The organism is Hahella sp. CR1 (genome assembly GCF_029813005.1).
Classification (GTDB): Bacteria; Pseudomonadota; Gammaproteobacteria; order Pseudomonadales; family Oleiphilaceae; genus Hahella.
Window position 1 is genome coordinate 499,183 of sequence record NZ_JAPELK010000003.1, and the last position, 20,577, is coordinate 519,759.

Sequence of the window (20,577 nt, forward strand, 5' to 3'; positions counted from 1 at the left end):
CAACGCGTCAGCCCCGAACCTTGCAGAAAGACGGCTGACGCCTAGACGCTAAGGGTCCGGCCAATCCGGGCCCGACGCATGTATATCAATCTCCAGACCGGCTCCTATTTCCCCCAGCAAAGCCATCTGCTCCGCTGACAACGCCACCCCTCCCATCCAGTCTTTGTAGCCGTCATACCACACCATGACCCTAATATTCGCTGACTCTCCGAGAGTGCGTAGACTTTCTCTTTTTTCATCGATGACGGATATTAATTTATCCAGCTTTTGCTCCAGGGAAGCCGGAGTGTCTTTATCCAATTCAAACGCCCATCCATGTTGACGATAGACGGAATTTACAGATTTATTTCGTTTCTCCCCTTGCAAATAACTTTGCGTTGGGTTTAGCCCAATAAAAGAGGATATTTTGTCAGGTGTTATCAAGGAGGATTGAATGACTAATCTTACCCTGACATGAGGCTCAATATATGTCCAATTAACTCGCCATTGCTCAGCCTCCTGCTTCAAGGCAAGCACAAAATAATAAGATTCATCTACTAAAGAATAATAGACATTACAGCAATCCATTTGTGCATTCATATCTATTCTTATTGGCGTCGGCGCAACTTTATGACTGGCTAAAACCTGGTCAGTAACGCCCAAGGAAGGCATATTATTTCCGCAGCCCCGATACCGACAATAAGTTCACTCAAATCCTGCACTGAACCTCCAATATGAGCATGGTCGCCGCCGGCTTTTTTTGTTTAAAGCGTCGTTCAAAGGAAATCCCCTTTATGGAACTTTTTTAGGATCTGATTATCAAATCCATTAAGCATACTAATTATGCCAAGGACACTGCAGATTTTATTGTTACATGCCAACAACAGACGGTTTTTAACATTCATCTTTATAATGCTTTCTCAACGACACTTCAGGACTATATATGGCGAAGAAAATCCCATTAGGCGACAAACTGTATTTATTCACTGACGCCACCGGCATGATAGCGGAAAACCTGCTTATCACCTCTCATGGGGGCTATATTTCACGCCCGGATTTCGGCAAGCAGACTGGCTGGGCGCGCAACATTCCCGGTCTGGGCGGCTGGATCGGCGTGCCGGAATGGACCCAGCTTTATTTCTACGGCCCACACACTCAAGCATTGCTGGACCCGGGCCTGAGTTCCGTTATCAGCGGTAAAACCAAGTTTTTGCAACATCTGCACCCCAATACAAAAGTCAGAAATTACAGCCTGAGCAAATACCAGGGGGATGATACCGGAGAGACCTACGACAGCATCAGTCGGGATATAGACAGCAACCGCACATTCATCACTTTGCGCCAGGACGCCCTGAACAGCGGCGACGCGCGAATGATGGCGGAAGTGCAGCGCCTCTGTCCCAACCCGTTCCCCAAGTTTGACGTACTGACCGTACGCAATCGGAAACTGATGGGCGGCGTCAATCTCAAGCACGCTCTCGACATGCTCGCCAGCAACGGTTATCGCTACAACAAGATTCACTGCGTATTCTGCCGTTCAAGAATGATCGGACCAAGCGGCAGTTGGGACGCCCGCAACAACCCTTGATCAGTTCCCGACTATGATGCGCCGAGCAGGGATGCTCAGGCGCCGTCTTCCCGAATGCATACGCCGACGCCGACAACGGTATGTATCAACGCCTGCGCAAAGGGCTTATCCACGGCTTTACGTAGCTGATGAAGCTGGACGTTGAAATTGCCCGGATCGACGTCTTCACCGGGCCAGGCGGCGGCTTCCAGCTGCTCTCGGGAAACGACGTCAGGACTGCGTCGCATCAGCGTCACCAACAGCCTCCAGCCGGTTGGCGTCAGTTTTAGCTCCCGCCCTTCTCGGGTGGCGCGATGTTCCCCCAGACGCAACTTTAGCGGCCCCACTCGCAATGCCTCACCCTGCTTCGACGCGCGTCTCGCCAGCGCCTGCAAACGCGCCCACAGCAACGGCATCGCACAGGGCTTGGCGACATAGTCGTCAACGCCACTGCGAAACCCCTGCAGTTGTTCTTCATCCGTATCGCAAGCGGTCAGCATCAACACTGGCGTATATATCCCCTGACGCCGCAGTTCCAGGCACAGATCAAAGCCGTTCATTTTCGGCAGCATCAAATCCAGAATGATGGCGTCGAACCGGTCCTGCGCCGCGCGCTGCAAACCGACAGCCCCATTGAAGGCGAAGTCGCACTCCGCCTGCTGCAGCTCAAGATAGTCGGCGATGGCCGCCGCCAGGTGACGGTCGTCTTCAATGATCAGTATGCGCATGGGAGTCCGGTTTCCAGCCAGGGGGGTTGATCAAAAACTGTAGCCGATCCCGCCATGACAGCGCGGCTCGGCAATCCGAATATAACGCCGCCGCCTCATGAAACACCACTACAAAGGGGTTGCGGGACGCCAATGGCTCAGTCAAACCATAACGCACCGGCGAGATCTCAGCCTGATAAGTCCCAAACAGGCGATCCCAAAGCATCAGCACGCCGCCGAAGTTTTTATCCAGATAGGGATGATGAGAACCATGATGGACCCGGTGCGCAGACGGCGTATTGAAAACGCGATCCAGCCAACCCAGCGTCTCCACTTTTTCCGTATGAATCCAGGATTGGTAAGCAACAACAACCAAAAACGCCACCATCGTCTGCGCCAAGTCAAACCCGAGCAACATCATGGGAACCAGAAAGATCCACTCTACCGGGCCCTCCAGCCAGGAAAGCCGCAAGGACGTACTGAAGTCAAAACGCTCCGAAGAATGATGCACGCTATGGATGGTCCAGAAAATCCTGACCTTATGTTCGATTCGGTGCATCCAATAATAGCTCAAGTCCGCCGCCAGAAGCGCCAGCGCCCAGGTCCAGCCATTTATCGGAATACGCCACAAAGCCAGAGGCTCCACCAGCCAAAGCGCAATCAGAAAGACCGCGCCATACAACGTTCTCTCCAACAGAGTATTACCGATGGCGACAGCGATATTGGCGAGCTTCTCACGTAAAGGCCCCCATCGCTTTCGCGCCATATCCCAGCACACGCCCGCCGCCACGACGCACAGCGCGGCAAGCAAACTCAAGTCAATCAATTCCAGCCAGACACCCACCGCATCGAAACGCGCCTGCAAATTCTCCATTCTCGCCTCCCACAACGATATTCACCGCCACAACCCATGCTGCGACCAACCTCATTGCGGGAGAGCTTAAAAAAGGCGGGATTAAGAGCGTATTAAGACAGCAGATAGTGACGCACCAGCGCCGCGTGAGACAGAGGCTTATGCGGGTCGTTTACATCCCGCCCAGACGCAGGTCTCCAGAATAGCTCATTAGTTTTCCCAACACGGGAAGGCTCAGGGTCACGGCAAACCGGTACTGGTCGCCCACTACGGTTTTATAGGCGTCCGTCCGTGGAACCAGCCATAAAGGCAAAGGGATTCCACGCACTTTGCAGCGTTGTGGGACCCAGCGCCAGCCGCCTTCGCGAATATCCACGCCCAAATGCAGCTCTACGCCGCCGGTGGATTCACTCCAGTAACCGTCAGGAAACGCGCCATGGGGGCGAAACAGCGAGCGCATCTGTGCGCCGGATTCAAAGGTGCGACTCCACACTAACGCATCGCCCGTATGACGAATTTCAACACAAAAACCGACCATTCCTGTCGTCTGCGGGGCGCCGGTCTTCGCCGCGATACGACGTCCAATCCAACCCGCTATCCCCGGCCCGTATTCAACCTGCACTCGTCCTGTCAGCGTTCCTCCCTCGCGGTGCAGTTGTTGCAGCAGTGGGTGTAGGAGCGAGAATGCGTCACCGAACCATTGTGTCACAGCATTTCCCATTGGCTTCAAGCCCTCCTACCGCTTTCGCCAGTCATGACCGCCGAGACGATAATATGCGCCAACCTCAAAGCCTCCGGCACTCGGCCTTTGGTGGTCAGTCGCGCCAGGGCTTGGCTAGCGGTTTCTGGGTCGCAACCCGCCACCTGATAGTGACAGAAGTCGTTACTAAAAATGGTTCCCGCTGCACGAATCAGGTCGCGTCGCCGTTCATAGTCGTCAAAGTTGCGCAGCGCCTTGTCTATAGCCGGTAGATCTGGGTGCTTGCGCATGACTGCGATGCAGGGACGCTGCACACTTTCGCATAACCTCGGCAGATCAATGACATTAAATCCGCCGATGGCCACGCCATCCGTCAGCACGACGCCGACCTGATCATAAAACTTGCTATTCATCAGCATAGCGATCAGGCAGTCCGTCGCGTCATCGCCGTCTTTGGTCGCCGTTCCCCAGAGCATGCCTTCAAATTCACCATCTGCGCAGATGATTCCCGCCACGTTGACGGGCGATCCTCTCCGCCGCGCAAAAGGCGCATCGTCAAATCCGGCGACGCGAATACGACGATTGCCTTTCACCAATTGATCCAATGATTTCATTACGCCGTTTCCAAACTGCGGTTAATCCGTCTCGCCATTTTCAGTTTTACTCGTCTCCTGAGCGCTCTCTTCATTCTCCCGCCCTTTCTCCATTGTTTCTTCGAAAAACACCGGCAGATAAGGATGCCAATTCCATAGCGCAGGACGTCCGCTGTTTTCTGGAAGATAGGCCCCATCGGTTTTACCATGACGCACGAATTTACCCAAAAACAGCACCTGCTCTCCCCGCTCCAGACGCCACACAGCGCCTTCCGGTGCTTCCACGCTTCCGTGCGCGCCATGCCCCAATAAACGCAGGGTCTCATCAATGGAACAGGGTTCGCCGATATGGAGGACCTTGGCGGGAGTAAACCCAGCCTGCGTCACTCGTCGCCTGAAAACCGCATAGGGCAAACGTCGATTGTCCGCGGTAAAAATATCAAAGGGCGCAAAGGGTTCATGCGCCAGCCGGTAATGGGTTCCATGCACGAGGGCCAACCATTCGCCGACCAACCTCTCACCAGGCTCCAGCACATCAAGAAAACGAGACTGATGCTCTTCCACCCATTCCGCCCACAGTCTTCGCGCCGGATTGGGAGACTCATCCGCCAGATCGCCATCGCGACCCAGCGCCAGAACCCGGTCATCCGTTCGCAATGCCGCCACGCAGGAGCCATCCAGCTTTTCTTGCACGATAACCACATCGTCAGGATAGCGTTGTCGAGAGGTCAACATGTCCGCCTTATTGGCGTCTATGTGTTTGTCCGCAGGGCCAGTGCGCGACCCCGGCAGATGGGGAATGGAGGTATAGGCCTTGTACGGCAACAGCTTGCGTTTCTGCTGCAGGGTGCGCAGCTTTTGGCGCGCGGCTTCCGAACCGTCTTCCTTCAACAGCTTCACGCGATAGGTGATCACCTCAGACTGGGTCAGCAGGGTTCCATCATTCTGCAACGGCAATATGGGGTTGAGATATGCTCGCAGCCAGTCCAACACCGACTCCATAGGTTCAATTTGCTGATGCGGATACTCCGACATCAAGTTGCGCCAGTTTCTGCGGGATTTTTTGCTGCGCCCGAAATCGCCGTATAGCAGACGACGAAGGATCGCCAGCGGGTCCATGCGGCTTTCAAAGGCGACCAGAATCGCTTCTCGCAGCCGCATGGGGTCCAGCGCATTGTGTTTGCAGAACAGATACAGATCCCACAACGTCTTCGACATCCAACCGCCGTTCATATGCTCAAACAGCCCATGCAACTTCCAGGCGGCGGCAATCTCAACAGCGACAGCGGGTACGGCGATCATTGCGCCGTCCTCCAGCACGGAGGGTAGCTCAACCATTCGGGGTGGAATCGTCAACGGATCGCCGACAGCGATATCCACCTGCAGCGTCCCTTCGACATCGAAAACCACATAGCCACAGGTGAAGCGAATACCGGGAGAAATACTGTCCTGCCAGATTGGGTTGACCTGCATAGCATCCGAGTTAAAGCGGCAAGGAGAGGCGTCCGTCTGCGTCATGAGCTGACGCATCAAAGCAGTGAAATAGTCCGGGGCGTAATCACCCAGATACAATAAATCCAGGTCCTTACAGGCTCGCGGCTGCGGCCCGCTCCAACAGCGCGAGACATAGCTGCCTCGCACGACGAAGCGATCAGCCTGCGCCAGACTGTGTAAACGCGCCAACAACGTTTCAATAGCGATCAGCGTTCGCGTTTCTTCCGTCAAAACCTTCGGCGTCTCCGTCATGGGCGCGTTCCTGTGTCGACCCCATCCCAACCGGCGTCAAGCCCAATGTTGCTGTCATAGATATTGAACTCGCGAATGTCCTTCACAATCTCTACGCCATTGTCCGCTAAAAATGTACGCAAAACCTCCAGCAACTTGCCCGCCTTCCCCAACCCTCCGCGAATGCGTTGAGTGACGAACTGCTCCCGATGCTCCTCATCGCGCCAAAATGCATTGGAGGAAAGACGCCCGCGATACTCGCGCACCTTTGCACGCAAGACGGTTAAGTCATAATCCGCCGGCAACCTGAGCTTCAGATGATGTTCGAAGTAACAATATTCGGGCAGTTGCGTCGCCGCTTCGTCATGCTGGGGGATGTTGGCGTTGCTTATCGCCGCCTCGATTTTCAAGCGTTCGACGGAAAATCCCTCACTCGCCATCCCGTCGCACAGCTCCTGAATTTGCTCCCAAACCTTCTCCGGCGCGCCGCTCAAACGCTTGCACAACATGGGTTGCGTACAATGCTCACCGGAGGACAACTGAATAACGATAGCTTTCGCCTCTTTCACCGCGCAAAAGTCGACAAAGCGCTGCAGCGCGACTTGATCGCGAGTGACGACGGTAATATGGATTTCATACTTTCCAGGAAACGCCTTGAGCGCATCCAGCGGCGTGTGGAACCGATACTTCATGAGATAAAACTGCCTACAGAAAACCCGATGGTACAGATAGCGGACGGATTGATTTCAAGTGCGCATCCATCGCGCGATGATTAATTGATGAGATATGTTTGGAGCCGGCCTCAAAACAGGAGGTCAAAGGATACCACAGATATCCCCTCCTCCGTGCGGCGACTCGCCACCTTCTGAAACCCGAACCGTTCATACAGGGCGATGGCGGGCGCGTTTACTGCGGCGGTGGACACTCGCGCTCCTTTGGGACGTCCAAACTGATCGCGATGAGTAAAAACATGCTCCAGCAAACCGCTGGCGTATCCCCGCCGAAACATACCGGGGGCGACTACCAGACTGTCGATACTCAGCCACTCGCCCTGGCGGTCCAACTCCATCGCCGCTACCAGCCTGGCCTCCCGTCGATATCCCAGGAACTGGGTGGAACTCGCCATCAAATCATCGGGTGTTCTAAACAATGGCGAAAACAGCTCCACGCCAATTAAGTCCGCTTCCACCCGGTAAGCGGATTGAAACAGATCAAACAACTCCTTGGCGATATCCGCATCCGTATGCTTCAGACATAAAAATTTCATCTGTTCAGCTTCGCCGCTCATATTTCTTTATCCGACTTTTTTATCTGACATTACGCCGCTTAACGCAATAATGCGCCCCGTATTTTTTGTTCAGGTATTTCAACCGGATTGCCGGATTTTTTTATAAATCCTAGTCTTTACTCCAGTGCAAAAAAGGACGCTTCAGCCTAACGATAAAATGAACGGCTAAGAGTTTGAAACCATTCCCAACCCGCGTCCCACACTTGCAACTGATCATTTTTTAGTCTTCATTTATAACTGTCTGAGAGTTGTTCTCATTTGAGAAACAGACCGCTCGACTGCGCTTCCTACCGCGCAGCATTTAAACCGGCCAGCCATTCCGAGCCGCGTTCAACTCATTAACTTTAAAGGGAATTTATATGAAAAAGAGTATCGGAACTATCTTCGTCTGCGCGCTTTCAGCACTCCCCCTCCTGGCGCATTCCGACGATAGCAGAGATATCATTTCGGACGAGCAGTTTATCTATTCTTACCAAGAGATGCTGACCTTCGATGTCGCCGCCTACCTGAAACGGAATGCTCCTCATTTACTGGATCAGACCGAAGTCATTACGCACTGGGCCGGTTATAGCACCGTGAGCCCTAAAGTGTTGTTAACCCTGATAGAAATGCAGACTGGCCTGGTAAGCGGCGCACGCACCGCATCCCTGCAACGCCCCCTCGGAGATTTGTCCGAACGGGATGGCTTCAGCGCTCAAGTTGAAGATATCGCCATGCGACTGGCCAAAGCTTATTACAGCACGGTAAATCAAGAGCAGAAAAGCCTGTCTGTCAGCGGCGAAGACATCGCCACACGCGCGCTCTCCCGCGCCTTGATGAACAACGCCGCAGGCGACGCTGATGAGTTCGCAACGGTCTACCAGCGCTTGTTTCCGCAAGAGCAGGAAAGCGCGGAACCTCCCGGCGTCAGCCGCTTCTCCGCTTACTCCAAAAAGCTGGTCCCTCCGGAAAACTTGCTGCAGCTCCCCTTCCCGATTGATCAAAGCTGGTGGTTCGGCGGCGCGCATACCAACACCGGCAGCGGCAACTATCCGTTGTCTTCCCTGGACATGAACAATGGCGGTGGCTGGGGATCGGATACATCCACTAAATGGGCGGTGGCGTCCGCAGCGGGCACAGCAGTGCGACATTCATCCTGCTTCGTGGAAGTGCTGCACGACGGCGGCTGGTCAACCACTTACTACCACTTGGACAATGTGCAGTTCCAGGACCGCACCACCGTATCGCAAAACCAGAAACTGGCGAACTACGCCAACAACCGCTCTCAGGCGCTATGCAACGGCGGCAGCTCCACCGGCCCCCATCAGCACTTCAGCCTGAAATATGACGGCGGCTTCTATCACCTGGACGGCGTTTACCTATCCGGCTACAAGGTGAAAACCGGCCGTTACAGTTATGACGGCGACTGCAATTATTTCTGGATGAGTAAAAACGGCTCGAAGTACTGCACCAACAATAAACTCTATAACCCTGGCACATCCGGGCCTACCGATCCTGATACGCCGGATAAGGAACTGGAAAACGGTCAGGTTCTCAGTAATCTGAGCGCGGACAAAGAGGATAAAGACTACTACGTTCTGAAAGTCGAGCCTGGCGCGAGTGATCTAGTGTTCCGCATCTCTGGCGGCAGCGGCGATATGGATATGTTCGTCAAGTTTGGCGAGCGTCCCACCCTCGCTTCCTATGACTGTCGACCTTACAAAACCACCCAGGAAGAAATCTGCACCTTCAATTCGCCCCAGGCGGGCAATTACTACGTCATGCTGCATGCATTCTCCAGCTATTCCGGCATCACTTTCGAAGCTGGCTATAAAGCTAACTCCGACAGCAGCCAAGAACTGATGAATGGCGAGGCGGTGACGAAACTTTCCGGCAGTAAGGATGAGATGGACTATTTCTACGTCGACATCCCGGAAAGCGCCCGCAACTTGCGTATTGAAATGTCTGGCGGTCAGGGCGATGCGGACATGCATGTTCGCTTCAGAACGCCTCCGACGTTAAACGAATATGACTGCCGCCCTTTCAAAACCACACAGGAAGAAACCTGTTCCTACAACACGCCGCAGACCGGGGTTTATCATGTGATGTTGCACGCCTTCGATCCTTATTCGGACGTACAGCTGGTGGCCCGTTACGATGATCGGGTTCAAGGCAAAGAAGTGGCTGTCGTGCTGACGCAGGCCAGGCAGGAATAATCCCGCGCTCGCACCCTAAGCTGTTTTAACGAACGCGGGGCTCGATCCGCCAATACGGCTGCGGATCGAGCCCCGCTTGGACATCTCAATTCGAGATTATTTTTTCCGCGCCAGACTGACGCCGTCCGCGATGGGCACCATGGAGTAATCAATACGCTTGTCGCGCATCAGCTTCTCATTCAAAGCGCGAATCGCACAGGTATCGTCATCCCGCTCTCTGGGGTCGGCGACTTTGCCATCCCACAGCACATTGTCGACGGCGATCAACCCTCCCGGGCGCAACAAGCGCAGGCAGGCTTCGTAATAGTTGTCGTAATTGGTTTTATCCGCATCGATAAAAGCGAAGTCGAAAGTGCGCGCATGGCCCTCACCCAACAGCTTGTTGAGGGTTTCCATCGCAGGAGCCAGACGCAGGTCAATGCGGTCAGTCAGCCCCGCCAGACACCAATAGCGTCTGGCGATACTGGTCCATTCTTCACTGACGTCGCAGCAGATGAGTTTGCCGTCTTTGGGCAAGCCTTCAGCGATGCAGATGGAGCTGTATCCGGTAAAGGTGCCTACTTCGATGGCTTTGCGGGCGCCCGTCAGCTTCGTCAGCAAGGTCAGGAACTGCCCCTGCTCTGGCGCAATCTGCATACGCGCCATTTCATGTCTGTTGGTTTCGTCCCGCAATGCATGCAGCACTTTGCTTTCCCTGACGCCGGTGACTTGCAGGTACTGATAGAGGCTGTCGTTCATATTTAGAGTTTGTTTTGACATATTGTGTGATCTCTTTCAAATCGCCGCCGCGCCGATCACCCCAAAGGGGCTGCCAATTAGCGGGAGACTTACCTATCCTTGAGTTTACCAAGGTCTGTTGAGGTTTCGTCATTCACAGCGAAACCTCAACGGAGCCCAGCGCAAACAAAATAACAAAGATATTTCGCAGGGGGTAGCTCATGAGCGAAGCGGCGCGTCACCAAGTCATCATCATCGGATCTGGCTTTGCGGGACTCTGCATGGGAATACGGCTAAGGCAGGCCGGCATTGAAGACTTTGTGATTCTGGAACAAGCCGACGACATTGGCGGGACCTGGCGCGACAATACCTACCCCGGCGCCGGCTGCGATGTTCCCTCCCATCTGTATTCCTTTTCCTTCGCGCCCAATCCGGACTGGAGCCGCATGTTCGCCTCGCAACCGGAAATCTGGGCCTACATGCAACTGTGCGCAGACAAATTTGGCCTGCGGCCCTTTATTCGCCTGAATCAACAAGTCACCCGCGCGGAGTTTGATGAGACCGAGGATCAATGGCGCGTACAAGTAAACGGCGAAGGCTGGTTGCAAGCGCGCTTCCTGGTCTCAGGCGTCGGCGCGCTCAGTCGCCCGGCGCAACCGGAGATACCAGGGCTATCATCCTTTACTGGCAAGCTTTTTCATTCCGCCCGCTGGAACCACAGCTACGACCTGACGGCTAAAAAGGTCGGCGTCATCGGCACAGGCGCCAGCACCATTCAGCTGCTGCCGAATATTGCGCCGCAGGCCGCCCATACCACCGTTTTTCAACGCACGCCGCCCTGGATACTGCCCAAGCCGGATCGCATGATCAGTCCAATGGAACGGTCGTTATACCGCCGCTATCCCTTCTTACTGTGGTTCAGTCGTCAGGTGATTTACTGGGTGTTGGAATGGCGCGTCATGGGGTTTGTGCTGCATCCCGGCATCATGAAACTGGTGGAGAAAAAGGCCCTGTCGCACTTGGCGCGCCAAACGCCAGACCTGGCGTTGCGGGCCAAATTAACGCCGCAATACACCCTGGGCTGTAAGCGGGTGTTGATCTCCAATGACTATTATCAGGCGCTGGGGCGACAGGACGTCACGCTGGAGACCACGCCCATCGACGCCATCACCGCGACTGGCGTCAGAACCCAAGACGGGGTTAATCATGATTTCGACGCCATTATCCTCGCCACTGGTTTCCAGGCGGCGGAGGCCGTCATTCCTTTTGATCTCATCGGGCTCGGCGGCGTCAGCCTAAATCAAGCCTGGGAAGACGGCGCGGAAGCGATGTTGGGCGTCACCATCAGCGGGTTCCCCAACTTCTTTATGGTGGTCGGCCCCAATTCCGGCCTCGGTCACAGCTCCATGATCTTTATGATCGAGTCGCAGGTTAATTACATTCTCGACGCTATGAACAAAGCCCGTGAACTGGGAGTTAAACAGATTCACTTGCGCTCCCGCGCGCAAAGACTGTTCAACGAATCGTTGCAACAACGCCTGCAGCGTTCCGTGTGGAAATCCGGCTGCCAGAGCTGGTATCAAACCAAAAGCGGTAAAATCACCACACTCTGGCCCGGCTTTACGGTGGAATATCGTCGCCGCACCCGCAAGGTGAACGAAGCGGACTATGAGTGGCTGTAACGTCGCCTATTCCGCGATTCGCACCACCGCTTTACCCACCAGCCTGCGCTCCGCCATATCAGAGATGGCCTGCGCCGCCTGCTCGAACGGATACACTTTGCTGACCCGCGGCTGCAAGCGACCCTCTTGCATCCACTGGAACATGCGTTGGAAATTCTGCAGATTGTCCTGCGGCTGACGTTGTGTGAAAGCGCCCCAGAAGACACCCACAACCTCGCATCCTTTCAGCAGGGTCAGGTTCGCCGGCAGCTTGGGAATCTCACCACTGGCGAAACCAACCACCAGATGTCGTCCGCCCCAGGCCATGGAGCGCAGCGCCTTATCCGTCAGAGCGCCGCCGACCGGGTCATAGACCACATCCACGCCGCGCCCCTCCGTCATCGCTTTTATGGCTTCCTTCAAATCCGTTTCGGCGTAATTAATAGTCGCGTCCGCCCCTGCCTCCTGAGCCGCCGCCAGCTTTTCCGCTGAGCTGGCCGCAGCAATCACCTTAGCGCCCATGGCCTTGCCGATTTCCACCGCAGCCAGCCCAACGCCGCCGCCCGCGCCCAGCACCAACAGCGTCTCACCGGCCTGTAGTCGGCCGCGCTGAGTCAATGCATGCATGGAGGTGCCGTAAGTCATGACAAACCCGGCGGCGACGATATCGTCTACGCCCGCAGGAACTGGAATCAGGTTGGACTCGGGAACCGCTACTTTTTCCGCAAAGCCGCCCCAGCCGGTCAGCCCCATGACGCGGTCGCCGGGTTTTAGCCGCTTCACTTTATCTCCCACTGCACTCACTACGCCGACCACTTCTCCGCCAGGACTAAAGGGCATGGGAGGCTGAAACTGGTATTTCCCCTGAATGATCAGGGTATCGGGAAAATTAAGGCCGGCGGCTCTAACGTCCACCAGAACGTTAGCCCCACTTACTTTGGGCTCGGCAGTGTCTTCAATGACCAGCGTATCCGCCGGTCCATGCTCTTTGCACAGCAGCGCGCGCATGATGATCCCCTTTATCTGATGAATAGATTCAACAACCGGGGTTTGATTTGCTCATTTTATGATTTTGTCGCCGAGTGAATAGGCGCGGCTCTTGCGGCCTTGGAGAGTATGAATCAGGGAAGGAGGTAACTCAACCGCATTGACCTGGGCGCGGTTGAGTTCCAGGAAAGCGTTCGTGCATCTTGTCGCAATGATAATCAGATAATTTGGTTGTCGATCATGAAACAAAGGTTTTGTGCGCAGATAATCGCGGCGAAGGTCAGCAGCGCCAAGCCATAACGCATGGCTTTCGATTGTGATGGCGCGTTAGAGGCGTTTTGAAGTTTCTCGCTCATAGCGTATCTCCTCTTGGGTACAGCAGTGATGTTCCGGTTAAGCGACTGCGGGACACTCAGACTGTTTCTGTCAGTTTAGTAACCGTTTTGTTGCAGTCGTTTTACATTTCACTCAAGAATTAAGCGGTTTATCTGCTAAAAAACCGTCAAAGCGTCGATCAAAAAATGACGAATTGTGGCAATGCGCCCCGCTTCTCTTGAGCAGAGAAATTCAGGCGTGCTCTAATAGCGCCATTCTTTGTCGATAGGTGTGAAATGACCCGCAGAATTGCCTTAGTTGAAGACGAGCCTCTGATCCGCGCCAATTACAGTGAAGCGTTGAAGAAACACGGCTATCAGGTGGAAACCTATGATTCCCGTCCCTCCGCCATGGAACGCTTTCGCGTGCAACTGCCGGACCTGGTGATCATTGATGTGGGTCTGGGTTCCGATGTGGAAGGCGGTTTTGAGCTGTGCCGCGAAGTGCGCGGGCTGTCCTCCCAGGTCCCCATTATTTTTCTGACTGCCCGGGACAGCGAGTTCGATCAGATATCCGGACTGCGCCTGGGCGCCGATGATTATCTGACCAAAGACATCAGCATTCCCTACCTGCTCACCCGCATCGTCGCCCTGTTCCGTCGTCTCGACGCCTTGCAGGCCGCCAATCAGAAGCAGGACGAACTGATCACCCGTGGGCAACTTAAACTCAACATCGACCGTATGCAGGCGTTCTGGAACGATGAGCCCATCATGCTGACGGTCACTGAGTTCTGGATCGTGCACGCACTGTCGCGACACCCCGGGCACGTCAAAAACCGCACCCAATTGATGGACGCCGCCAACGCCGTTCTCGACGACAGCACCATCACCTCGCATATCAAACGCATCCGCAAAAAATTCCAGGCGGTGGACCCGGACTTCCGGGCGATTAACACCGCCTACGGCATGGGATATCGCTGGGATTCGACACAACCTTAGGCTGACGCATGAAACTACGTCGCCAGCTTATCCTGATCGCCTGCGTCATGCTGTTGCTGCCGTGGGCGGTCATTCAGTTCGCCAAACAGATCGAACAGAGCCTGCGGGAATCCCAACAGCAGAATCATATCCAGCTGGCGGGTTTTATCGCCTCCCTGCTGCGCCCGGAATGGCCAACGCCGGCTTCGATAGGCGGCCGCATTCTCAACGTGCGCCAGTATGATACGCCTATCTATCTGGACGGTTATCAGGACGACTGGGCGGAAATTCCCGCCTTATCAGGCCCGAAACCGGATTCCATCCGTGCAGTCAAGGCGGCCACCGACGGGCAGGACCTGTATCTGTTGGTCGCCGCCAATGACGCATCCATTCAATACCGACAGCCCAGCGCCCGCAGCCAGCCAGCGGACCATTTCGAACTGATCACCGGCTATCTCGCCGGCGGCAAGGCGGTGACGATGCTGGAAACGGAGGGGCCCGGCCAAATCAAAGCCCGTTTGGCGGGATCATGGAGCAGCGTGCATGGCATGTGGCAAGAAGACGGCCCGGGCTTCATCCTGGAATTACGCATCCCCCTCGCCTCCTTGCAGGACGGCTTCAGCCTGCGCTGGATCGATATAGACAAGTCCGCCGCCTGGGTGTTCAACCGTAATACGCTGGATGTTCTGGGCAGCGACGCTGAGCCCATGTTGCTGAACTTCGCGCCGCCAGCTCTGATCCATAAGGCTCAGGAATTAACCCCTGAATACACCCGTTTACGCCTGACCGACGCTCAGGGCGCAACCCTGCTGGAATACGATAACGACCTGATGCGCTACATTGGCATGCAGGATGACGTCTGGCGCATGGCCATGCGCCGCCTGCTGCGCTGGGCGGTGGACGGCGTTTCACAGGCGTCGGAGTCGCAGCCCCACGCCGCCGACGCGCCGCGCTCCACCTGGGACGCCAGCGCCACCTCGGAACTCGCCAACCTGATCACCCGCTATCCCGTTAAGAGCGAAACCGGGAAATTACTGGGCTGGGTGCAGTTGGAGCAGCGTACGCCGCAAATCGCCGCCGTAGCCAATGACGCCCTGTTCGCAGCCGTCGGCGGCTCTGTGGCGCTGTTGATCGTCATCATGCTTATCTTGTTCGGCTACGCCTCCTGGCTCTCCTGGCGCATCACGCATTTGAGCAAAGGTATCGTTTCCGCACTGGATACGGAGACCAAGTTCAGCGGCCGCTTTCAGGCCTCGCGGATGCCGGACGAGCTGGGCGACCTGTCGCGCAGCTTTAGCGAAATGCTGACCCAATTACGCAGTTATTCAGAGTATATGGAGTCCTTCGCCAGCAAGCTGACCCACGAATGTCGCACGCCGCTGGCTATCGTCAGTTCCTCCCTGCAGTTACTGGAAAGCGCCGACAATGAACAGGAAAAGCAGGAGTATCTGGGTCGGGCCCGCGCCGGGGCCGAACGCATCAGCGCCCTGCTTACCGCCATGCGGCAGGCGTCGCGTCTGGAAGCCACGATTCAGTCGCAAAGCCTTGAAACCTTTGATTTGAGCGAGCTGATCAGCGAGTTGCAGCAGTCTTATCGCCCCCTCGTGGAGCCGCGCCGACTGGAGCTTGAATTGCCGGAAGCGCCAATTGTGGCGGACATCTCCGCCGAGCTGATAGCCCAGGCGGTGGACAAATTACTGGAGAACGCCAGGGACTTTACCGCACCGGACGGGGCCATTTACATCGGCGTCGAAGAAACTAAACAGGAGCGCTGGATCTACGTTGAAAACGAAGGCGCCCCCATTCCGGAAGACATTAAGGAGAAGCTGTTTACGCCGTTTATGAGCGTGCGCCAGGACGGCGGACAGGAATTACACCTGGGCCTGGGCTTGGTTATCGTCAAACTGATCGCCGAATTCCATCAGGCGCGGATCAAAGTGGAGAACACCGCGCGCGGCGTGCGCTTCGCTATTGGGCTGCCTCGCTCCTGAGCTTTTAGATCAAGCGCGGATTTCCCGGCAACGGGCGGGTAAACGCAGTGTAAAACAGCTGCCTTTGTGCAGCTGTGACTTGACGCTGACCCCGCCGCCCATCTGCTCGATCAACGCCCGCACAATACTGAGCCCCAGTCCCGTTCCCGCCACGGCCTGACGACCGGAAGGCGGCGCCTGGAAAAACTTATCGAAAATGCGCGCCTGATCTATTTCACTGATCCCCACGCCTTCATCCACGACGTCAATAAACACCTCGCCGCCGCCGGACAATCGACTGCGAATCGTCACCCTTCCCTGCGCAGGAGAGAATTTGACCGCATTGGAAATCAGATTGCTCATCACCTGCTGGAAGCGGCGTTTATCCACTCCAACAATAACATCCCCGGCGCCATGCTCAAGCTGCATCGTCACATTACGGGCCTTGGCGTAGGGTCCATTCATGCTCAGCGCCTGCTCCAGCTCGGCCAGCAGTTCGGCTTCCTCCAACGCCATGTCCACGTGGCCCGCTTCCAGCTTCTCGATATCGAGTATATCGTTCACCAGCGCCAGCAAACGTTCGCTGTTGTTTGAGGCAATCGACAGCAACTTCGCTGACTGTTCGTTCAGCTCCGGACCCAAGGTCGCCGAAAGCAGTCCCAAGGCGCCTTTTATGGAGGTCAACGGAGTGCGCAATTCGTGGCTGACCACCGACACGAACTCTTTCTTCATGGCCTCGGCGCGTTTGCGATCGGAAATATCCGCCACACTGCCAACCCATCTCATTGCATCGCCCATTTCCATCTGGCGGAAGCTGAGCTGCGCAGGAAATGTCTCACCGCTGCTGCGGATCAATTCCACCTCCAGGCGATGAATGCCGTCCCGGACGTCGGCGTCGCCTTCTTGCCCACGCTGCAATAACTCCAGCAGAGGCGCATCGTTTTTCAGCCATTGAGAAAAATGAGCGCCATTCAGCTGCTCGCCGGAGACCCGCAACATCTCCTTCATCGCCTGATTGGCGGCTTCAATCACGCCGTCGGCATTTACCGTCACAATCCCTTCGACAACCGCTTGCAGTATGGAAGTGAGATAGGCTTCCTGATGGGCGTTCATGTGCGAAAGATCCGCCAGACGCAGCATATGCAGCTCTCTTTCGACCCAACCAGCCAAGTCCCGCAAGCGCTGCAGTTGTTCCTGGTTAAAACGACGGGGGCGAACGTCAATCAGACAGAGCGTGCCAATACGGTGGGTCTCATCCAGACTCAGCGGAGCGCCGGCGTAAAAACGAATGTGAGGAGGACCAGTAACCAGGGGGTTATCGGAAAATCGGGGGTCTTTCAGGGCATTGGGCACATAGAGCACTTCCCGCTGCAAAATAGCGTGCCCGCAAAATGAGATATTGCGACCGGTTTCCGACGCGTTGAGCCCCACCTTCGATTTGAACCACTGGCGTTCGGCGTCGACCAGAGACACCAGCGCAATGGGCACATTAAACAGCGAGGCCGCCAGCTTGGTGATGCGGTCAAAACGCTGTTCCGGCTCTGTGTCCAGAATGCACAGCGAGTGCAGACAGACAAGCCGCTGCGATTCATTCTCCGGGATGATGGGTTCCTGCATAAATTATACGCGCCATTGGCGAAGATAAGTTCTGCTCTCGCGGTTCCGCGTCCCGCTGAAAACCGCCCTCCCCTGATAAAGATAGCAGCCCGGGAAGGAATATCATCCTTCCCGTATTCGCCTGCGCTCAGAAAATCCCTCGCACGGACGACAATTATTGCAATTTACGCATTTTCTCCGCATTCGGACGTAATACCACGCCGCGCTCGGTGACGATGGCGTCGATCAGCTCCGCCGGCGTTACGTCGAAGACAGGGTTGAAGGCGTTGGCTTTTTCCGGGGCCAACGGGGTCCCCTGCACGAACTTCAGTTCATCGGAAGTGCGTTCTTCAATAGGAATATCCGCGCCGCTGAACAGTTCGAAGTCAATGGTGCTGGACGGCGCCGCCACCATGAATTTGACGCCATGATGACGCGCCAGCACCGCCAGACCGTATGTGCCAATCTTATTGGCGACGTCGCCGTGAGCGGTAATGCGGTCGGCGCCGACAATCACCCATTTCACCGCGCAGGTTTTCATGACATGCGCCGCAGCGGAATCCGCGATCAGTTTGACGGGGATATCATCCTGGCATAACTCCCAGGCGGTCAATCTTGCGCCTTGCAGCCAGGGGCGGGTTTCATCCGCAAACACTTCCGTCACCAGATCGCGACGGTAGGCTGATCGAATCACGCCCAGTGCTGTGCCATAGCCGCCGGTGGCCAGACTGCCAGTGTTGCAATGGGTCAACAACGCGCCGCGACCGCTTTCTGCGATCAGATCAGCGCCCAGCTCACCCATGGTCAGGTTGGCTTGCAGGTCTTCTTCGTGGATGCGCGTCGCTTCTTCCACCAGCAGCGGGAACAGATCCGTGGCGGAAGAGGCGTCGATCAGATCCCGCATGCGACGCAGGGCCCAGAACAAATTTACCGCCGTCGGTCGTGAATCCGCCAGCGTTTCCAGGGCGCGATGCATGCGATCCCGGTCGGAACTGAACTCCGCCGCCGCCAACGCCACGCCATAGGCCGCTGCGATTCCGATCGCCGGCGCGCCGCGCACCACCATCTGGCGGATGGCGTCAGCCACTTCAACGTGAGTGACGCAGTGAACATACGCTTCCTGCAGCGGCAGTTTGCGTTGATCTAGCAGAATAAGTTGATTGTTCGCCCAGCGAATGGCGGAAACGGAAGATTGCGACATGTGGCGCGCCCCAATAAGTTGATCAAATGGTCAGAAAACGGAACCGGGCGAAAATCTGCTGGTCCGGGCCGGCATTATACGTCATTTAAGCCCTGCGCCCTACTTATCCCCTTGTATTATAGGTATACTTGGGCGCTGATTTTGAATAGATATAGGAAGTGTAGCTGTGGCTCAAGAAAGCGTTGATTTATTGATAAATGCGCGTTGGGTTATCCCCGTCAGACCAGCAGGAGTCGTTCTTGAAAACGCCTCCGTCGCCGTATCCGAAGGCAAAATTGTAGGCGTTTGCGACGCCGCCGAGGCGACAGCGCGTTTCGCCGCCAAAGAAACAGTCGACCTGCCCAACCATGTCGTGGCGCCCGGCCTGATCAACACCCACGGCCACTTGGCCATGTCCCTGTTCCGCGGGATGGCGGACGACCTGCCTTTGATGGAGTGGCTGAGCCACCATATCTGGCCTGCGGAAGGCAAATGGGTCAGCGACGAATTCGTTCGCGACGGCTCCAAACTGGCCATGGCGGAAATGCTGTTGGGCGGCACCACCACTTTCAGCGACATGTATTTCTATCCGGATGCCGTGGCCGAAGAAGCCACCCGTCTCGGCATGCGTTGCCAGATTGTGTTCCCGGTCATCGATTTCCCGGTTCCCGGCGCGGCGACAGCGGAAGAGTCCATCCACAAAGGTCTGGCCCTGCACGACGAATACAAGCACAGCGATCTGGTTCGCATCGGCTTCGGTCCCCATGCTCCTTACACCGTCTCCGACGACAAGTTCGAACAGGTGGTGACGCTTGCCAACCAGCTGGATATGCCTGTACAGGTTCACCTTCACGAAACCGCCGGCGAAGTGCAGGAAGGCCTGGAGAAAACCGGCAAGCGTCCGACCGAACGTCTTCACGAGCTGGGCCTGCTGACGCCGAACACGCAATGCGTACACATGACCCAGATTAACGATCGCGATCTGGAGATTCTGCAGGAAACCGGCGCGCATGTGGTTCACTGCCCGGAATCCAACCTGAAGCTGGCCAGTGGTTTCTGTCCTCTGGACCGTCTGCTGAAAGCTGGCGTGAACGTGGCTCTCGGCACCGACGGCGCCGCCAGCAACAACGACCTGGACATGCTGGGTGAGCTGCAAACCGCCGCGATGCTGGCGAAAGCCGTGGCGCAGGACGCCGCCGCCGTCAGCGCATTCCAGGCGCTGGAAATCGCCACCATCAACGGCGCGAAGGCGCTGGGCATGGAGTCCGTCACAGGCTCTCTGGAAGCTGGCAAGTGGGCGGACATTATGGCGGTAGACCTGAGCGGCATCGAAGTACAACCGGTGTATCACGTCGCTTCGCATTTGGCTTATTCCACCAAATCCAGCCAGGTCAGCCATGTCTGGACTTCCGGCGTGGCCCAGGTGAAAGAGCAGAAGCTGATCAATATGGACGTCCGCGAGCTACGGACAAAGGTTGACGCCTGGCGCGAGAGAATCGCCAACACCGCCGAAGCCAATTAAAATAGCCCGCCGAAGCGAACGCGTGGGGCCGCATCACGGCCCCTT

Annotated in this window: 19 protein-coding genes; 6 read left to right on the forward strand and 13 right to left on the reverse strand. The window is 56.0% G+C overall.

The window, feature by feature from the left end:
* Window positions 1-48: 48 nt before the first annotated feature.
* Window positions 49-651 (reverse strand): DUF4279 domain-containing protein, encoded by a 603-nt coding sequence (locus ONV78_RS10180; RefSeq protein ID WP_279503041.1) that lies wholly within the window; start codon window positions 649-651, stop codon window positions 49-51.
* A 271-nt stretch (window positions 652-922) separates the two neighbouring features.
* Between ONV78_RS10180 and ONV78_RS10185 the strand changes: the two genes are divergently transcribed.
* Entirely contained in the window at window positions 923-1,567 is a 645-nt protein-coding gene (locus tag ONV78_RS10185) for a putative adhesin (RefSeq protein WP_279503042.1), read from the forward strand.
* Window positions 1,568-1,602: 35 nt separating this feature from the next.
* Here ONV78_RS10185 and ONV78_RS10190 read toward each other — a convergent pair whose 3' ends face one another.
* The 7 genes from ONV78_RS10190 to ONV78_RS10220 all read right to left on the reverse strand — a co-directional run bounded on the left by ONV78_RS10190 (window position 1,603) and on the right by ONV78_RS10220 (window position 7,412).
* Window positions 1,603-2,274 (reverse strand): response regulator transcription factor, encoded by a 672-nt coding sequence (locus ONV78_RS10190; protein WP_279503043.1) that lies wholly within the window; start codon window positions 2,272-2,274, stop codon window positions 1,603-1,605.
* On the reverse strand, window positions 2,255-3,127 hold the full coding sequence (locus ONV78_RS10195; protein WP_279503044.1) for a sterol desaturase family protein: 873 nt from the start codon (window positions 3,125-3,127) through the stop codon (window positions 2,255-2,257). The genes ONV78_RS10190 and ONV78_RS10195 overlap by 20 nt, the downstream gene beginning before the upstream one ends.
* Before the next feature lie 151 nt (window positions 3,128-3,278).
* Window positions 3,279-3,815: a DUF4166 domain-containing protein gene (locus ONV78_RS10200; protein WP_279503045.1), complete on the reverse strand. Its 537-nt coding sequence runs from the start codon at window positions 3,813-3,815 to the stop codon at window positions 3,279-3,281.
* A gap of 17 nt (window positions 3,816-3,832) precedes the next feature.
* Window positions 3,833-4,420, reverse strand: coding sequence for a DUF99 family protein (locus tag ONV78_RS10205; RefSeq protein ID WP_279503046.1), 588 nt, complete (start codon window positions 4,418-4,420; stop codon window positions 3,833-3,835).
* Between the two features lie 21 nt (window positions 4,421-4,441).
* Entirely contained in the window at window positions 4,442-6,145 is a 1,704-nt protein-coding gene (locus ONV78_RS10210) for a nucleotidyl transferase AbiEii/AbiGii toxin family protein (RefSeq protein ID WP_279503047.1), read from the reverse strand.
* Window positions 6,142-6,816, reverse strand: a complete 675-nt coding sequence (locus tag ONV78_RS10215) for a hypothetical protein (RefSeq protein ID WP_279503048.1) — start codon at window positions 6,814-6,816, stop codon at window positions 6,142-6,144. Before ONV78_RS10215 ends, ONV78_RS10210 begins: the two co-directional genes overlap by 4 nt.
* Window positions 6,817-6,926: 110 nt before the next feature.
* Window positions 6,927-7,412: a GNAT family N-acetyltransferase gene (locus ONV78_RS10220; protein ID WP_279503049.1), complete on the reverse strand. Its 486-nt coding sequence runs from the start codon at window positions 7,410-7,412 to the stop codon at window positions 6,927-6,929.
* A gap of 359 nt (window positions 7,413-7,771) precedes the next feature.
* Here ONV78_RS10220 and ONV78_RS10225 point away from each other — a divergent pair, with 359 nt between their 5' ends.
* A complete protein-coding gene (locus ONV78_RS10225) occupies window positions 7,772-9,607 on the forward strand; it encodes a pre-peptidase C-terminal domain-containing protein (RefSeq protein ID WP_279503050.1) in 1,836 nt (611 codons plus the stop codon).
* Between the two features lie 96 nt (window positions 9,608-9,703).
* Here ONV78_RS10225 and ONV78_RS10230 read toward each other — a convergent pair whose 3' ends face one another.
* Complete coding sequence (locus ONV78_RS10230; RefSeq protein WP_279503051.1) at window positions 9,704-10,366, reverse strand: O-methyltransferase; 663 nt, start codon at window positions 10,364-10,366, stop codon at window positions 9,704-9,706.
* 179 nt (window positions 10,367-10,545) lie between these two features.
* On the opposite strand from ONV78_RS10230, the gene ONV78_RS10235 reads away from it, so the two are divergent.
* Window positions 10,546-12,006 carry an NAD(P)/FAD-dependent oxidoreductase gene (locus ONV78_RS10235; protein ID WP_279503052.1) on the forward strand — a complete coding sequence of 487 codons (1,461 nt, stop codon included), beginning with the start codon at window positions 10,546-10,548 and terminating at the stop codon, window positions 12,004-12,006.
* 6 nt (window positions 12,007-12,012) lie between these two features.
* On the opposite strand, the gene ONV78_RS10240 is transcribed toward ONV78_RS10235, so the two are convergent.
* Window positions 12,013-12,993, reverse strand: coding sequence for an NADPH:quinone oxidoreductase family protein (locus ONV78_RS10240; protein ID WP_279503053.1), 981 nt, complete (start codon window positions 12,991-12,993; stop codon window positions 12,013-12,015).
* Window positions 12,994-13,190: 197 nt separating this feature from the next.
* Window positions 13,191-13,328 (reverse strand): hypothetical protein, encoded by a 138-nt coding sequence (locus ONV78_RS10245; protein WP_279503054.1) that lies wholly within the window; start codon window positions 13,326-13,328, stop codon window positions 13,191-13,193.
* Between the two features lie 255 nt (window positions 13,329-13,583).
* Between ONV78_RS10245 and pdsR the strand changes: the two genes are divergently transcribed.
* Complete coding sequence (gene pdsR, locus ONV78_RS10250) at window positions 13,584-14,285, forward strand: proteobacterial dedicated sortase system response regulator (RefSeq protein WP_127971942.1); 702 nt, start codon at window positions 13,584-13,586, stop codon at window positions 14,283-14,285.
* A gap of 8 nt (window positions 14,286-14,293) precedes the next feature.
* Window positions 14,294-16,255, forward strand: coding sequence for a proteobacterial dedicated sortase system histidine kinase (pdsS, locus tag ONV78_RS10255; RefSeq protein WP_279503055.1), 1,962 nt, complete (start codon window positions 14,294-14,296; stop codon window positions 16,253-16,255).
* Window positions 16,256-16,264: 9 nt separating this feature from the next.
* On the opposite strand, the gene ONV78_RS10260 is transcribed toward pdsS, so the two are convergent.
* Together ONV78_RS10260 and mtnA are read right to left on the reverse strand one after the other, a co-directional pair.
* A complete protein-coding gene (locus tag ONV78_RS10260) occupies window positions 16,265-17,851 on the reverse strand; it encodes an ATP-binding protein (protein ID WP_279503056.1) in 1,587 nt (528 codons plus the stop codon).
* A gap of 154 nt (window positions 17,852-18,005) precedes the next feature.
* Window positions 18,006-19,031 (reverse strand): S-methyl-5-thioribose-1-phosphate isomerase, encoded by a 1,026-nt coding sequence (gene mtnA, locus ONV78_RS10265; RefSeq protein ID WP_279503057.1) that lies wholly within the window; start codon window positions 19,029-19,031, stop codon window positions 18,006-18,008.
* 166 nt (window positions 19,032-19,197) lie between these two features.
* On the opposite strand from mtnA, the gene ONV78_RS10270 reads away from it, so the two are divergent.
* Window positions 19,198-20,532 carry a TRZ/ATZ family hydrolase gene (locus ONV78_RS10270; RefSeq protein WP_279503058.1) on the forward strand — a complete coding sequence of 445 codons (1,335 nt, stop codon included), beginning with the start codon at window positions 19,198-19,200 and terminating at the stop codon, window positions 20,530-20,532.
* Window positions 20,533-20,577 lie beyond the last annotated feature (45 nt).